Here is a 16006-nt window from a genome sequence, read left to right on the forward strand (position 1 = left end):
TTGTTTCACTTGCCTCGGAATTAGCGTCAATGACAGACAATATTCATAAACATCGCATTCTCATCCTCGATTTCGGATCGCAGTACACTCAGCTGGTCGCACGCCGCGTACGTGAGCTGGGCGTCTACTGTGAACTGTGGGCATGGGATGTTACGGAAGCACAAATTCGCGAATTCAACCCAAGCGGTATTATTCTTTCCGGTGGTCCGGAAAGTACCACCGAAGCAAACAGCCCGCGTGCGCCAGAGTACGTGTTCAATGCCGGCGTGCCGGTGTTCGGCGTGTGCTACGGCATGCAGACCATGGCAATGCAGCTCGGTGGCCATGTTGAAGGGTCTAACGAACGTGAATTTGGCTATGCGCAGGTTGAAGTTCAGACCGACAGCGCGCTTGTCCGTGGTATCGAAGACTCCCTGACCGCAGACGGCAAACCGCTGCTGGACGTGTGGATGAGCCACGGCGACAAAGTGACTGCGATTCCGGAAGGTTTCGTGACTGTTGCCAGCACCGACAGCTGCCCGTTTGCTATCATGGCGCACGAAGAAAAACGCTTCTACGGCGTGCAGTTCCACCCGGAAGTTACCCACACCCGTCAGGGCATGCGCATTCTGGAGCGTTTTGTGCGCGACATCTGCCAGTGTGAAGCGCTTTGGACGCCGGCAAAAATTATCGATGACGCCGTTGCCCGCATTCGTGAGCAGGTTGGCAATGATAAAGTTATCCTCGGTCTGTCCGGTGGCGTTGACTCCTCTGTGACTGCGATGCTGCTGCACCGTGCAATCGGAAAAAACCTGACCTGCGTGTTCGTCGACAACGGTCTGCTGCGCCTGAACGAAGCCCAGCAGGTAATGGATATGTTTGGTGACCATTTCGGCCTGAACATCGTTCACGTTGAAGGCGAACAGCGTTTCCTCGACGCGCTGAAAGGCGAGAACGATCCTGAAGCGAAACGTAAGATCATCGGCCGCGTATTCGTTGAAGTGTTCGACGAAGAAGCGCTGAAGCTGGAAGACGTTAAGTGGCTGGCACAGGGCACCATCTACCCTGACGTGATCGAATCTGCCGCTTCCGCCACCGGTAAAGCGCACGTCATCAAATCTCACCACAACGTGGGCGGTTTGCCGAAAGAGATGAAGATGGGTCTGGTTGAACCGTTGCGTGAACTGTTCAAAGACGAAGTGCGTAAAATTGGTCTGGAACTGGGCCTGCCGTACGACATGCTGTACCGTCACCCGTTCCCGGGACCGGGGCTGGGCGTACGCGTGCTGGGCGAAGTGAAGAAAGAGTACTGCGACCTGCTGCGTCGTGCGGATGCTATCTTCATCGAAGAACTGCACAAAGCCGACCTGTACAACAAAGTCAGCCAGGCGTTCACTGTGTTCCTGCCGGTACGTTCCGTTGGTGTGATGGGCGATGGCCGCAAATACGACTGGGTTGTTTCCCTGCGTGCTGTTGAAACCATCGACTTTATGACCGCGCACTGGGCACACCTGCCGTATGACTTCTTAGGCCGCGTGTCTAACCGCATTATCAACGAAGTGAACGGTATTTCCCGCGTGGTGTATGACATCAGCGGTAAGCCGCCGGCTACCATTGAGTGGGAATAATAGCCCTTTCTGTTAGCGGTTTCTGAACCGGTAATATGTAAAAAAACCCTCTTTTTATAGAGGGTTTTTTATTGCGCTCATACCGAAGCGCTGTGAATTAATCAACCAACTGTAGCTGGGGTTGAGATTGGGGGGCTACGTTCTCAACGCGAATATCCATCTGCGGATACGGCAGGGAGATATGGTTGGCGTCCATGGCTTCTTTAATGTTTTCCAGCAGATCGTAATAGGTATTCCAGTATTCGATGTTGGGTACCCATACGCGGACGTAAAAATTCAATGCTGAAGCGCCCAGTTCTCCCAGGCGAACGGTTACCCCACGTTGCTTATCGATGCGGGTATCTTGCTCGATAATATGGTTAATCACGCGCTTAACGTCAGCTATCCGGCTCTGATAGCCGACGCCAATCACCAGATCGATACGGCGGAAAGGGTGGCGGGAATAGTTAATGATATTGTCAGCGATGATCTTACCGTTTGGAATGACCACTTCTTTGCTGTCGGCGGTGAGCAAGGTGGTGGAGAAAATATGCACCTTTTCCACCGTTCCGGTGACTGCCCCAATTTGTACCACTTCTCCGGCGCGGAATGGACGTAGGGAGACCAATAGTACGCCAGCGGCAAAGTTGGAAAGCGATCCTTGTAGCGCGAGTCCAATGGCCAACCCGGCGGCACCAATGACGGCAATAATGGAAGATGTTTCGATACCGACGCGACCCAATGCGGCAACAACGGCAAAGGCGAGGGTAATGTAACGTACCAGCGCGGTGAAGAACTGGATAATGGTTCGGTCAACTTTACGTTTTAACAGTAATTTTTCCAGACCACTGGAGATCATGCGAGAGACAAATTTACCGACAAACAGTAAAATTACGGCGGCAACGATATTCGAGCCGAATTGAATAACCGCATCGCTGTGTCCAGCGAATCCATTCAAGACCGCTGCTTATTTTCGGAAATAATGAAAAACCACTCATGGTATTACCCTGTAGAATTTAAAATGGTAATGATTCAAATAAGCATTTAATTTCATACATAATATTAATGCTTTCGTCTGTGATATTTTTTGGAGATATTAATTGACGTCTATTTGAACACAGTGTGTCTTTTTATACCCAGTAAATCGGAACGTAAAAATGAGCGCGAATAGTGCGGTGAAGTGGGATTAAAAGATTGTGCATTTGTGCGAAAAACACGGTCTTTTATCCGATAACTTAGTGCGTGTGGTGGGTAAGACAGCGTATTGTTTCATCGCTCAAATCCCTTACCGGATGGTTAAATGTCAGGCGATTAGCCATCCGGTAAGGAATCTTAAGACAGGGGATCACAGATACGAGCGTTCAGCGTTCGTCAGTTTGAGCTGGAGAAGTCTGTTGCGGCAAGGTGGTCTGCTGGGATTCTTTCTTGTCCTGGTGGTGGTGCCACGCACCGATAGCAGAGTAGACGAAGCGTCCGAAGAAGAAGATGAAGCTGATAAGCAGTACGATCCGGATCATGCGACTGTTAAATCGGTGTCGTTTGCGTAGGCTGGTAACCTGGCTCACAAAAGGTTCCTTAAAGTGTACCCAACCAGTGGGCGATACTTACATTAAGGCACACTAAGAGGGAATGGTCAATTCTTCGTTATGTAAAATTGCATCAACGGTTTTATCCACTTATGTTATGGAAATTAATATTATTATTTGCATTAATAATGAATAAACGATCATAAATAAAGAAAAAGGTAATAATTGATTAATGGGGGATATTTTTTTTGACATATATCAAACCCCGTCGGTTATCCGTAACTAAAATTGATGAGTCATTGTGATGTGTATTACATCATAGTTTTAAAGTCAGGTGGGATGCCTGTCTGAATGCCCTTCACAGAAAATACCCCTACATGATGTGAGGGATTCTACTGAGCATCTATGAAACTCAATAAAAACTATATAAATATTAGAGATAAATGGTGGGCGCTGCCCCTCATCTTACCATCTTTACTGTTGCCGTTATTGAGCACTGCCAATACCTACGCACATATTAGTACCGGTACAGTCATCCTTTTTTACCTGCCTTTAGCGCTGATGATTAGCCTGATGTTGTTTTTTAGTTGGGCGGCACTGCCAGGAATAATCATTGCTATCGGTTGGTACAAATATCCGCAGGTTGGGTTATTTGAAACGCTGTCAATTATTACGCACTTTATAGTTACAGTGGTGCTTAGTTGGGGCGGATATAAAGTTTTTGCTCCCCGGAGAAACAACGTGGCGCACGGCGACTCCCATCTGATGTTTCAGCGAATATTTTGGCAGGTTTTCTGTCCGGCAACGCTATTCCTGATTCTCTTCCAGTTCGCTGCGTTTGTTGGTGTATACGAGAGCAAATCAGGTATGGTGGGCGTCATGCCCTTTAATACCGGAACGTTGATCAACTACCAGGCTATGCTGGTAGGGAACCTTGTTGGTATACCTCTATGCTATTTTATCATCCGAACCATTCGAAACCCGCTGCATATACGGGGCTATTTTTCGCAATTAAAGCAGCAATTTGACACCAAAGTAACGCGAACAGAGTTTGCTGTCTGGTTGATAATATTGACTTTATTGATGGCTCTGTTGTGTATGCCGTTAAATGAACAGAGTTCGATATTCAGCACAAATTATACCTTGTCTCTGTTACTGCCCGTCATGTTATGGGGCGCAATGCGTTACGGTTACCGATTTATTTCAATGATATGGACAGTCGTGTTGATAACTGCCATTCATTATTATCAGCGCTATATGCCCTGGTATTCGGGTTACGATACACAACTTGCAATTACCTCTTCGAGTTACCTCGTTTTTTCTTTCATCGTAAATTACATTGCCGTGCTGGCAACGCGTCAGCGATTTGTCACCCGACGCACACATCGTCTGGCATATTTTGATCCAATGGTGCATTTGCCAAACCTGCGGGCATTGAACCGAACGCTGAAAAAAGCGCCATGGTCAGTGTTCTGTTTTCTGCGTATACCGGGCATGGAACTGTTGGTGAAAAACTACGGTATTATGTTGCGTATCCAGTACAAGCAAAAACTCTCACATTGGATAGCGCCGTTGCTGGAACAAGATGAATATGTTTTTCAATTATCTGGTAATGATTTAATACTGCGTTTTAATACTGAGTCACATCAGCAGCGTATTGAAGCGCTGGACAAACATATCAGGCAATTCCGTTTTGTCTGGGATGGCATGCCCCTGCAACCGCAGGTTGGGATCAGTTTTTGCTATGTTCGCTCACCCGTTAACCACATTTATCTGTTACTGGGGGAGTTAAGCACCATCGCCGAGCTCTCGCTGGCAACCAATATGCCGGAGAGTTTGCAGCGACGTGGCGTAATGCACCTGCAGCGGGATCTGAAAGATAAAGTGGCAATGATGAATCGTTTGCAGCAGGCACTGGAGCATGATCGCTTCTTCCTGATGGCACAGCCGATTTCTGGCGTACGCGGCGATGTTTATCATGAAATCCTGCTGCGTCTTCAGGGCGATGAAGGTGAAACGATTGCTCCTGATAATTTCTTACCGGTAGCCCATGAGTTTGGCTTGTCATCCAGCATTGATCTGTGGGTCATTGAAAATACGCTGAAATTTATGGTGCAGAATCGGGAGAAAATGCCCGCTCATCGGTTTGCCATTAACTTGTCACCCACGTCGATATGTCGCGCCCGACTTCCGCATGACATCAACCAGCTACTGGTTAAGTACAAGGTTGAAGCGTGGCAGTTGATTTTTGAAGTCACGGAAAGCAACGCCTTAACCAATGCGGAACAGGCACAGGCAACGTTACTGCAGCTGCAATCATTGGGCTGTCAGATTGCAATCGATGATTTTGGTACCGGCTATGCCAGCTATGCGCGGTTGAAAAATGTGAGTGCCGACATCCTGAAGATTGACGGAAGCTTTATCCGTAACATTGTCTCAAATAGTCTCGACTACCAAATCGTGGCCTCGATTTGTCACCTGGCGCGGATGAAAAAAATGTTGGTGGTCGCGGAGTATGTTGAAAGCGAAGAAATACGCAGTGCGGTGATTTCTCTGGGGATTGATTATTTGCAGGGCTATCTGATTGGTGAGCCGCGACCGCTGCATAAAACTCTGGAAGAACAGGTGCCAGTCACGCTGGCACCTGTCGATCACTCACGCAGCGATATCGGGTGAGTTTTCTTCCTCAATTTTAAGGCACCAGCCTGTGACGGCTTCCCAGTATTGCTGCTCTTTTTCCAGATCGAGCAGCACCAGCGCGTTCTGGCTAAACCAGTCGTGCGGGAAGCGTAGCGTCCAGTGGTTATCGTCGGTAATCAACGTGAGCGTCGGCGGCGTAGTGGTTGCCTGGCGCTGGTTGTTGAGCAATACCCCAAGTCGCAACAGCTGAATTAGCGGCAGGAACTGCTTTTTCTTGAACAGCGTAAAGCGGGGTAAATCATCCAGCTTAACCGCTTTACGATGATAGCGAACCAGGGTCGCCATCATCAGCTGTTGCTCCTGGTTGAAACCTGGCAGGTCGCTGTTTTGCAGAATATAAGCCGAGTGGCGATGCAGTCCGCTGTGGTTGATGTTCAGCCCAACCTCATGCAGCATCGCTGCCCAGCGCAGTAACGCTTCCAGTTGAGGATTGGCCAGTTTGGGCTGTTGTGTATGCCACTGGTCGTACATTTGCATCGTCGTTTCCAGCACGCGCCGGGCCTGTTCGCTGTCGATGTTGTACTGGTTTGCCAGGCTGCTGGCGGTACGACTACGAACGTCCTGGTGGCGAAAACGGCCTTCCATCTCATACAGTACACCTTCACGCAGCGCGCCATCGGAAAGCCGGAGTTCACGAATAGCGAGGGCATCAAAAACACCGCACAGTATTGCCAGACCGGGAACAAAAACCGCCTTTCGTTCTTCTGACAGCCCCGGCATGCTGAGTGCCTCAAATGACGTATGCTTCAGGACTTCTGTTGTCAGCTTGTCCAGACGTTCAGGGGTGATAAAACCATCTTTCTCACCCATTTCCAGCAGCACTTCATGGGCTGCTTTGATGGTGCCTGAAGCTCCCAGTGCAACGTTCCAGCCCTGGATTCGAAATTGCCAGGTGAGCGTTTCCAGCTTTTGCGCTGCCGCCATACGGGCGCGCTGGAAGTTTTCCCGGCTGATCGCACCACCCGGAAAGTACATCTGGGCAAAACTGACGCAGCCCATACGGCGGCTTTCGACCAGTTTAGGCTCGAAATCTTCGCCGATCACCAGTTCTGTTGAGCCGCCGCCGATATCGATAACCAGCTTGCGACCTTTTTCCGGCTGGGTGTGCTCCACGCCCATAAAAATCAGTCGGGCTTCTTCGTTACCGGAAATAATCTCAATCGGGTAGGGGATGACTTTTTCCGCTCGCTTGAGAAAATCTGGCGCATTCAGCGCCTGACGCAAAGTATGGGTTCCCACGATGCATACGCTTGACGGGGGAAAGCCTTGCAGACGTTCGGCGAACAGCGACAGGCAGCTTAATCCGCGTTCCATCGCTTCTTCGCTTAGCTTGTTATCCGCGCCAAGGCCGTCCGCCAGATGTACGCGTTGTTTCAGTCGCCCGATAATTTGCATTGCGCCATCAACCACGCGGGCAATGACCATATGGAAACTGTTTGAACCAAGGTCGACCGCAGCAAATTCCTGCGGTCGTGGAGACTTGTCGTGTATTGGCATAGAGTTAGTCAGGTTGCTCGAGTGATTTGATGTAGTCGTAAATCGCTAATTGTGACTGAACCTTACGGCGGTTTCCGCGCGGTACGTAGCGATTACTCAGTTCTTTATCAATAAAGCGGGCTTTCACCGTGTCGCTGAACAGGATATCGATAATATCCAGCACGCGCTGCTTAAGGCGTGGGTCAAGAAGCGGTGTGGCAACTTCAATTCGATAATCGATGTTCCTGGTCATCCAGTCAGCAGAGGAGAGATACACCTGCTTATCGCCCCCGTTCTCGAAGATATAGACCCGGTCATGTTCGAGATAGCGGTCAACAATGCTGATGACGCGAATATTGTCACTGATGCCTTCCAGATTCGGGATCAGTGAGCACATACCGCGGATCAATAAATTAACGGGGACACCTGAACATGAAGCCGCATACAGGCGGTCAACCAGCCCTTTATCGACCAGATTATTCAGCTTCAGGGTAATGCCAGAAGGCAACCCTTGCTGTGCATTAGCGATCTCTTTGTCGATCATGCTGTACAGCAGGCGCCGTGAGTTCTGCGGGGAAACCAGCAGATAATCGAACGTTACCGGGCGATACGGGTTTTCGATGAAGTTAAACACCCGACGGACTTCGTTGGTAATGCGTGAATCGGCGGTCAGCAACGAGTAGTCAGTATACAGGCGCGCTGTTTTTTCGTTGAAGTTCCCGGTGCCGATATGTGCATAGCGCACGACCTCATCGCCTTCTTTACGCGAAATCAGGAACAGTTTGGCGTGAATTTTCAGTCCTGGTGCGGAGAAGATGACGTGAACGCCCGCTTCAGTCAAACGCTTGGCCCAATGAATGTTGGCTTCTTCATCAAAGCGCGCCTGCAGTTCCACCACCACGGTCACTTTTTTACCGTTATGCGCAGCATGGATCATCGAGTCGATGATGCGCGAATCTTTTGCCACACGGTAAATGTTGATTTTTATCGCCAGCACACTCGGGTCGAATGAGGCCTGGCGCAGCAGTTCAAGAACGTGTTCAAAGGTGTGATACGGATAATAAAGCAGCACATCGCGTTCACGTACAGCATCAAAGCCGTTACGAAACTTCTCTTTATCGAACCAGATATGGCGCAGACGCGGCAGGGGTTTGTTCACCAGGTTAGCTTTGCCAACGTTGGGAAAGTTAATAAAGTCTTTGAAGTTATGATAACGCCCGCCGGGGACAATGGAGTCGTAGCGAGAGATCGTCAGCTTTTCACGCAGTACTTCAACCAGCGCATTGGGCATATCGCGCTGATAAACAAAACGTACAGGCTCTGCGGTCAGACGCTGTTTCAGGCTGGATGACATCAGTTCCATCAGGCTCGATTCCATCTCGTGCACCAAATCGTATTCGGCATCACGGGTCATTTTCATCGAATAGGCGTTCAGCGCATCGTAATCAAAGAAACCTTTGAAAATGTCGTCAAGGCAGTAACGTAAGATGTTGTCCAGCAGGATCATCGGTTTGCGGCGACGCGGGGTTTCCGGCGGCAGATTCACAAAACGGGGAACCTTGTCAGAAGGGATTTCCAGCAACGCGTAGCGGATTGTATCGCCGCGGATAATTTCCACCGCCAGATAGGTGTAGTCATCTTTCAGAAACTGGACTAAATCCGTCTCGCGGTTAATCAGGATCGGCGTAATGTGCTGACGCAGATATTGCTTGAAGTAGTGGCGTAACCAGCTCTGTTGATTGGCTGATAGCTGACGTTCGTTGATGAGGAAAATCTGGTTGCGCGCCATCTCCAGCAGCAGCTCGTTGTACAGGCCGTCAAATTCCTGATCGGCTTTTAATACCCGAGCCTGGATTTTGCCTAACAGATGGCGGGAGTGAGAGTTTGAACCCTGTTCTTCGCTAATAATGATTCGGCGCTTCAGTTCAGCAAAACGCACCTTGTAAAATTCGTCGAGGTTGTTGGAATAGATGCCTAAGAAACGCATCCGTTCGATCAACGGGTTTGACTTATCAGCAGCTTCCTGGAGTACGCGTTCGTTGAACGCTAACCAGCTGAGTTCTTTCTCGATGTATAGCTTTTCCTGACCCATTACCACTTTTACTCCGTTTCATTCACGGGACACTACCGGTTAATTATGGCGAGCATTGCTCTCAGATGTCCAACTGTGCCAGAAAAATATGACAATAAACCGTCTGATAGCAAAGAGAAAGGGGGAGTGTAGATGAATACCGGAGATGTTAACCGGAAAAGGTATTTATGCCTGTAAGCCGGATGGTGATATTCGGCTTACAGGTTGGATTTTATTATTCGTCGGCGGCGTAGCCTTGTGGCGGCAGACGAACGCCATCCAGCCATGCAGCGTTATCACGCATCTTCAGACGGCCATCGGTAAACCAGCTTACCACCAACGGGTAAATGGTATGTTCCTGGGCCTGAACCCGCGCCGTGACGTCATCTTCGCTGTCGCCTTCAAATACCGGAACTTTGGCCTGAAGAATAACGGGCCCGCCGTCCAGTTCATCAGTGACGAAGTGGACGGAGGTACCATGCTCTTCATCGCCGTTTTCCAGTACCTGGCGGTGCGTATGCAGGCCAGGATACTTTGGCAATAAAGACGGGTGGATATTCAGCAATCGTTCAGCATAGTGAGCGACAAACGCCGGGCTGAGGATACGCATATAACCGGCCAGCACCACGACATCGGGTGCCCAGGCGTCAATCTCTTGTATCAGTTGGCGGTCGAAGGCTTCGCGACTGGCAAATTGGGCGGCTTCCAGCGAGTGTGCCGGAATATTCGCTTCGCGTGCGCGCTCAAGGCCGAACGCATCGGCCTTGTTACTGAATACTGCACGTATGGTGCCATTGATTTTTTTCTGTTCGCAGGCGTCTATTATCGCCTGCAAATTGCTTCCGTTACCGGAAATGAGCACCACAATGTTTTTCATTCAATGACCACACGCTGTTCGGAATCAGAAGCTTTGATGATACCGATTTTCCATGCGTTTTCACCTTTCTCATTGAGCAAAGCCAGGGCTTTGTCCACTTCAGGAGCTGGCAGGGCGATAACCATACCTACGCCGCAGTTAAAGGTGCGATACATCTCATGCTGGCTGACGTTACCCGCCGTTTGCAGCCAGTTGAAGACGGCTGGCCACTGCCATGAAGACTCGTCGATCACGGCCTGCGTGTTGTCTGGCAGAACGCGTGGAATATTTTCCCAGAAGCCGCCGCCGGTCAGGTGCGCAATGGCGTGCACATCAACCTTCTCGATCAGTTCCAGAATGGATTTTACGTAAATGCGGGTCGGAGCCAGCAAGTGATCGGCCAGCGACTTGCCTTCAAGCTCGGTGGTTTCTGGGTCACAACCGCTGACTTCTACAATTTTACGCACCAGAGAGTAGCCGTTAGAGTGCGGACCGCTGGAGCCGAGCGCAATCAGTACGTCACCGTCGGCCACTTTTGAACCGTCGATAATCTCTGATTTTTCGACGACGCCAACGCAGAAACCTGCCACGTCGTAATCTTCGCCGTGGTACATCCCCGGCATTTCAGCTGTTTCCCCACCGACCAGCGCACAGCCAGACTGCAGGCAGCCTTCGGCAATCCCGTTAATGACGCTGGCTGCGGTGTCCACATCCAGTTTGCCGGTTGCATAGTAGTCGAGGAAGAACAGCGGCTCAGCGCCCTGAACCACGAGGTCGTTGACGCACATTGCGACGAGGTCAATGCCGATAGTGTCGTGGCGTTTCAGATCCATCGCCAGACGCAGTTTTGTACCAACACCATCAGTGCCGGAAACCAGTACCGGTTCACGATATTTTTGCGGCAATGCGCACAGCGCACCGAAGCCACCCAGACCACCCATAACTTCCGGACGACGCGTTTTCTTTACTACGCCTTTGATTCGATCAACCAGAGCATTACCTGCATCAATATCAACACCGGCATCTTTGTAGCTAAGAGAGGTTTTATCGGTCACTGCCTGCTTCCCCACATGTTTACTTGCAGTAAAAGTTAAATTCGGCGCAATTCTAACAGGGAAAGCAAACGTTTGCGAGCCTGCTCTGCATCAAGTTTTATCTGCTGGTTTTTTCAGCATTTTACAATCATTTATCTATTTGTTTGAACTGCGCCACGAAAATGAAACCGGGTACAGTCTTGTGCTTGAAACCTGCCAGCCGAATGCACAGTATCATACTGAAACCGGTTTCAGTTTTCTGTTGCAGGCCTCATTTGGAGCGTTTTGCGCAGACTCATCACGATAGGGGAAGGGGATGTCAGGATTTAAAGCAGATTTCATGTGGGGTGGCGCTGTCGCCGCTCATCAACTGGAAGGTGGCTGGCAGGAGGGCGGTAAAGGCATAAGCGTTGCTGATGTCATGACGGCGGGGGCGCACGGCGTGGCGCGTGAAATTACTGACGGTGTGATTGCCGGTAAAAACTACCCTAACCACGATGCCATCGATTTTTATCATCGCTATAAAGACGACATCAAGCTGTTTGCCGAAATGGGGTTTAAATGCTTTCGCACTTCTATTGCCTGGACGCGGATTTTCCCTTTAGGTGATGAAGCGCAACCTAATGAAGCTGGCCTGCAGTTCTATGATGACCTGTTCGACGAATGCCTGAAATATGGCATTGAGCCGGTGATTACGTTGTCGCACTTCGAGATGCCCTACCATCTGGTGACGGAATACGGCGGTTGGCGCAACCGTAAGCTTATCGACTTTTTTGTCCGTTTTGCCCGGGTGGTTTTCACTCGTTACCAGCACAAAGTGAAGTACTGGATGACGTTTAATGAGATTAACAATCAGGCAAATTATCACGAAGACTTCGCGCCGTTCACTAACTCTGGCCTGAAATATCTGCCTGGTGAAGACCGCGAGCCGGTCATGTACCAGGCGGCGCACTACGAGCTGGTGGCCAGCGCGCTGGCGGTAAAGGTCGCTCGTGAAATTAACCCGGCGCTGCAAATTGGCTGCATGATTGCGATGTGCCCAATTTATCCGCTGACCTGTGCGCCGAACGACATGATGATGGCGATGAACGCTATGCACCGGCGTTACTGGTTTACTGACGTCCATGTGCGCGGCAAATACCCGCAGCATCTTCTCAATTACTTTACCCGTCGTGGCTTTGAACTGGATATCACCCAGGAAGACCTTCAGGCGCTGACCGAGGGCTGCGTTGATTACATCGGCTTTAGCTATTATATGTCTTTCGCGACCCAGGCAACGGCGGACAACCCACAGCTGGATTACGACGAGTCGAAAAGCCTGGTTTCCAACCCGTATGTGCAGAAATCGGACTGGGGCTGGCAGATTGATCCGGTTGGCCTGCGCTATTCGCTGAACTGGTTCTGGGATCATTATCAGTTGCCGCTGTTTATTGTAGAAAATGGCTTTGGCGCGATTGACGTGCAGCAGGCTGACGGCTCGGTGGATGATTCCTATCGTATTGACTATATGGCCGCACATATCCGCGAAATGAAAAAAGCGGTGGTGGAAGATGGCGTGGATCTGATGGGCTATACCCCGTGGGGCTGTATTGATTTAGTCTCAGCCGGGACGGGGGAGATGAAAAAACGCTACGGCTTTATCTATGTTGATAAAAATAATGACGGGAGTGGGACATTAGCACGCTCGCCGAAGAAATCTTTTTCCTGGTATAGAAACGTCATCCAGAACAATGCTGAAAATCTATAAAATTCATGATGTTGATAATAAGCTCCGCACTCAAAGCGGGGCTTGTTTTATACTCATCATCCGGACGCAAACGATTTTGGTTGATCCATATCAAGCGTATGCAGTGTTGCGCCAGAGACGAAAAGCGGTATAATCCGGCGATTTTTTTTGTGGTTGCCACTCGTCTGAGGAAAGGAGAAGAGTATGAAGATCGTGGAAGTCAAACACCCACTCGTCAAACACAAGCTGGGACTGATGCGTGAAAACGATATCAGCACTAAACGCTTTCGTGAACTCGCCTCGGAAGTTGGCAGCCTGCTGACTTATGAAGCAACCGCTGGTCTGGAAACCGAAAAGGTGACCATCGAAGGCTGGAACGGTCCGGTTGAAGTTGACCAAATCAAAGGTAAAAAAATCACCGTTGTGCCAATCCTGCGTGCGGGTCTGGGCATGATGGAAGGCGTACTGGAAAACGTTCCGAGCGCGCGTATCAGCGTGGTGGGGATGTACCGTAACGAAGAGACGCTGGAGCCGGTTCCGTACTTCCAGAAGCTGGTTTCTAACATCGATGAGCGTATGGCGCTGATCGTTGACCCGATGCTGGCAACCGGTGGTTCCGTTATCGCGACCATCGACCTGCTGAAAAAAGCAGGCTGCAGCAGCATTAAAGTCCTGGTGCTGGTTGCAGCGCCGGAAGGTATCGCGGCGCTGGAAAAAGCGCACCCGGATGTTGAGCTGTACACTGCCTCCATCGATCAGGGACTGAACGAGCACGGATACATTATTCCGGGGCTCGGCGATGCCGGCGATAAGATTTTTGGTACCAAGTAAACGAATAAGTGAAAAGAAGCCGACTTTAAGAGTCGGCTTTTTTTTGAATAAAACAACCCAATCGCTAATAACAAACAACACTCAGAGGAAAACACTATGACGCGCCGTGCTATCGGGGTGAGTGAAAGACCGCCGCTTTTACAGACAATCCCGCTTAGTTTGCAGCACCTGTTCGCCATGTTTGGCGCAACGGTACTGGTGCCAGTCCTGTTTCATATCAACCCAGCTACCGTTCTGCTGTTTAACGGCATTGGTACGTTACTGTATCTCTTTATTTGCAAAGGAAAAATTCCGGCTTACCTCGGTTCAAGCTTTGCGTTCATTTCCCCGGTTCTGCTGCTGCTCCCGCTAGGGTATGAAGTGGCGCTGGGCGGTTTCATTATGTGTGGCATCCTGTTCTGCCTGGTTTCGTTCATCGTTAAGAAAGCCGGTACTGGCTGGCTGGATGTGATGTTCCCGCCTGCGGCGATGGGCGCAATCGTTGCCGTCATCGGTCTGGAGCTGGCGGGTGTCGCTGCGGGTATGGCGGGATTACTGCCTGCTGAAGGACAAGCGCCAGACTCAACAACCATCATCATCTCAATGGTGACGCTGGCGGTGACGGTATTTGGTTCCGTACTGTTCCGTGGCTTTATGGCGATTATCCCGATTTTGATTGGGGTGCTGGCCGGGTACGCGCTCTCCTTCGTGATGGGCGTCGTGGACACTACGCCGATAGCGCAGGCCCACTGGTTTGCGCTGCCAACGTTTTACACGCCGCGCTTTGAATGGGTCGCTATTCTGACCATTCTGCCTGCGGCGCTGGTGGTGATTGCTGAACACGTCGGCCACCTGGTGGTAACGGCGAATATCGTGAAAAAAGATTTGATTCGCGATCCTGGCCTGCATCGTTCTATGTTTGCTAACGGCCTGTCGACGGTGATCTCCGGCTTCTTCGGTTCGACGCCTAACACCACCTACGGCGAAAACATCGGCGTCATGGCGATTACCCGCGTTTACAGTACCTGGGTTATTGGCGGCGCGGCGATTTTCGCCATTCTGCTCTCCTGCGTGGGTAAACTGGCTGCGGCGATCCAAATTATTCCACTGCCGGTCATGGGCGGTGTATCTCTGCTGCTGTACGGCGTGATTGGCGCTTCCGGTATTCGCGTACTGATCGAGTCAAAAGTTGACTACAACAAAGCACAGAACCTGATCCTGACCTCGGTCATTTTGATCATCGGCGTCAGCGGCGCGAAAGTTCACATCGGTGCTGCTGAGCTGAAAGGCATGGCGCTGGCGACCATTGTGGGTGTCTGTCTGAGCCTGATTTTCAAAGTTATCAGCCTGCTGCGTCCGGAAGAAGTGGTGCTCGACGCCAAAGATGCCGACACTGAGCAACAGTAAACCTTTGACCGGGCGGCGATGCTGCCCGGTTCTATCGCGACGCATTTCTGTGTTAAACTCAACGCGATTTTATGAAATCCTGGGTTGAGGTATCTCTGAACACACCGGCACAGCTCTCTTTGCCACTTTATCTTCCTGACGACGAAACTTTCGCAAGTTTCTGGCCGGGGGATAACTCCTCTTTACTGGCTGCACTGCAAAACGTGCTGCGTCAGGAACATAGCGGGTATATTTATCTTTGGTCGCGTGAAGGCGCTGGCCGTAGCCATTTGCTGCATGCAGCCTGTGCGGAACTGTCCGCGCGCGGCGATGCGGTAGGCTATGTGCCGCTCGACAAACGCACCTGGTTCGTCCCCGAGGTGCTCGACGGGATGGAGCATTTATCGCTGGTCTGCATCGACAACATCGAATGTGTGGCCGGTGATTCGCTGTGGGAAATGGCGATCTTTGATCTCTACAACCGTATCCTGGAGTCGGGGAAAACACGCCTGCTGATCACCGGCGATCGCCCGCCAAGACAGCTAAATCTGGGATTGCCGGATCTCGCCTCGCGTCTGGACTGGGGACAAATCTACAAGCTACAGCCGCTTTCTGATGAGGATAAACTGCAGGCGTTGCAATTACGCGCCAGGCTACGTGGGTTTGAACTGCCGGAAGATGTGGGACGCTTCCTGCTTAAGCGTCTGGATCGGGAAATGCGTACGCTGTTTATGACGCTGGATCAGCTTGATCACGCATCGATCACCGCCCAGCGAAAGCTGACGATCCCCTTCGTAAAAGAAATTCTGAAGCTGTAAGCGCCGCAGCCGGAAAA

General features: G+C 50.7%; 11 protein-coding genes and 1 pseudogene. 6 read left to right on the plus strand and 6 right to left on the minus strand.

Features of this window, described 5'->3' with window-relative positions; all coding sequences use genetic code 11:
- Positions 1–29 precede the first annotated feature (29 nt).
- The gene (gene guaA, locus SK32_RS00445; RefSeq protein ID WP_048210935.1) at positions 30–1607 is read left to right on the plus strand and encodes a glutamine-hydrolyzing GMP synthase; all 1578 of its coding nucleotides are present in this window, start codon (positions 30–32) and stop codon (positions 1605–1607) included.
- Positions 1608–1704: 97 nt separating this feature from the next.
- On the opposite strand, the pseudogene mscS reads toward guaA, so the two are convergent.
- Positions 1705–2584, minus strand: a pseudogene (gene mscS, locus SK32_RS00450) (small-conductance mechanosensitive channel MscS).
- A gap of 363 nt (positions 2585–2947) precedes the next feature.
- The gene (locus SK32_RS24065; RefSeq protein ID WP_071887371.1) at positions 2948–3151 is read right to left on the minus strand and encodes a YfgG family protein; all 204 of its coding nucleotides are present in this window, start codon (positions 3149–3151) and stop codon (positions 2948–2950) included.
- A gap of 366 nt (positions 3152–3517) precedes the next feature.
- Between SK32_RS24065 and SK32_RS00460 the strand changes: the two genes are divergently transcribed.
- Positions 3518–5788: a bifunctional diguanylate cyclase/phosphodiesterase gene (locus SK32_RS00460; RefSeq protein ID WP_048210937.1), complete on the plus strand. Its 2271-nt coding sequence runs from the start codon at positions 3518–3520 to the stop codon at positions 5786–5788.
- Here SK32_RS00460 and ppx read toward each other — a convergent pair.
- The 4 genes from ppx to purM all read right to left on the minus strand — a co-directional run bounded on the left by ppx (position 5768) and on the right by purM (position 11270).
- Complete coding sequence (ppx, locus tag SK32_RS00465; RefSeq protein WP_048210938.1) at positions 5768–7309, minus strand: exopolyphosphatase; 1542 nt, start codon at positions 7307–7309, stop codon at positions 5768–5770. The two genes, SK32_RS00460 and ppx, sit on opposite strands and share 21 nt — an antisense overlap.
- Positions 7310–7313: 4 nt before the next feature.
- Entirely contained in the window at positions 7314–9380 is a 2067-nt protein-coding gene (gene ppk1, locus SK32_RS00470; protein WP_048210939.1) for a polyphosphate kinase 1, read from the minus strand.
- A gap of 214 nt (positions 9381–9594) precedes the next feature.
- Positions 9595–10236, minus strand: coding sequence for a phosphoribosylglycinamide formyltransferase (gene purN / locus SK32_RS00475; RefSeq protein WP_048210940.1), 642 nt, complete (start codon positions 10234–10236; stop codon positions 9595–9597).
- Positions 10233–11270: a phosphoribosylformylglycinamidine cyclo-ligase gene (purM, locus tag SK32_RS00480; RefSeq protein WP_003838485.1), complete on the minus strand. Its 1038-nt coding sequence runs from the start codon at positions 11268–11270 to the stop codon at positions 10233–10235. Before purM ends, purN begins: the two co-directional genes overlap by 4 nt.
- A 295-nt stretch (positions 11271–11565) precedes the next feature.
- On the opposite strand from purM, the gene SK32_RS00485 reads away from it, so the two are divergent.
- The 4 genes from SK32_RS00485 (at position 11566) to SK32_RS00500 (ending at position 15989) form a co-directional block, all read left to right on the plus strand.
- Positions 11566–12996: a 6-phospho-beta-glucosidase gene (locus SK32_RS00485; protein WP_048210941.1), complete on the plus strand. Its 1431-nt coding sequence runs from the start codon at positions 11566–11568 to the stop codon at positions 12994–12996.
- Between the two features lie 183 nt (positions 12997–13179).
- Positions 13180–13806, plus strand: a complete 627-nt coding sequence (gene upp, locus SK32_RS00490) for a uracil phosphoribosyltransferase (RefSeq protein WP_003037929.1) — start codon at positions 13180–13182, stop codon at positions 13804–13806.
- A 96-nt stretch (positions 13807–13902) separates the two neighbouring features.
- Positions 13903–15192 (plus strand): uracil permease, encoded by a 1290-nt coding sequence (uraA, locus tag SK32_RS00495; RefSeq protein ID WP_003037932.1) that lies wholly within the window; start codon positions 13903–13905, stop codon positions 15190–15192.
- A 95-nt stretch (positions 15193–15287) separates the two neighbouring features.
- Positions 15288–15989 carry a DnaA inactivator Hda gene (locus SK32_RS00500; RefSeq protein WP_211924219.1) on the plus strand — a complete coding sequence of 234 codons (702 nt, stop codon included), beginning with the start codon at positions 15288–15290 and terminating at the stop codon, positions 15987–15989.
- Positions 15990–16006: the final 17 nt, after the last annotated feature.

The sequence above is a fragment of the Citrobacter sp. MGH100 genome (assembly GCF_001034465.1).
GTDB classification, from domain to species: domain Bacteria; phylum Pseudomonadota; class Gammaproteobacteria; order Enterobacterales; family Enterobacteriaceae; genus Citrobacter; species Citrobacter youngae.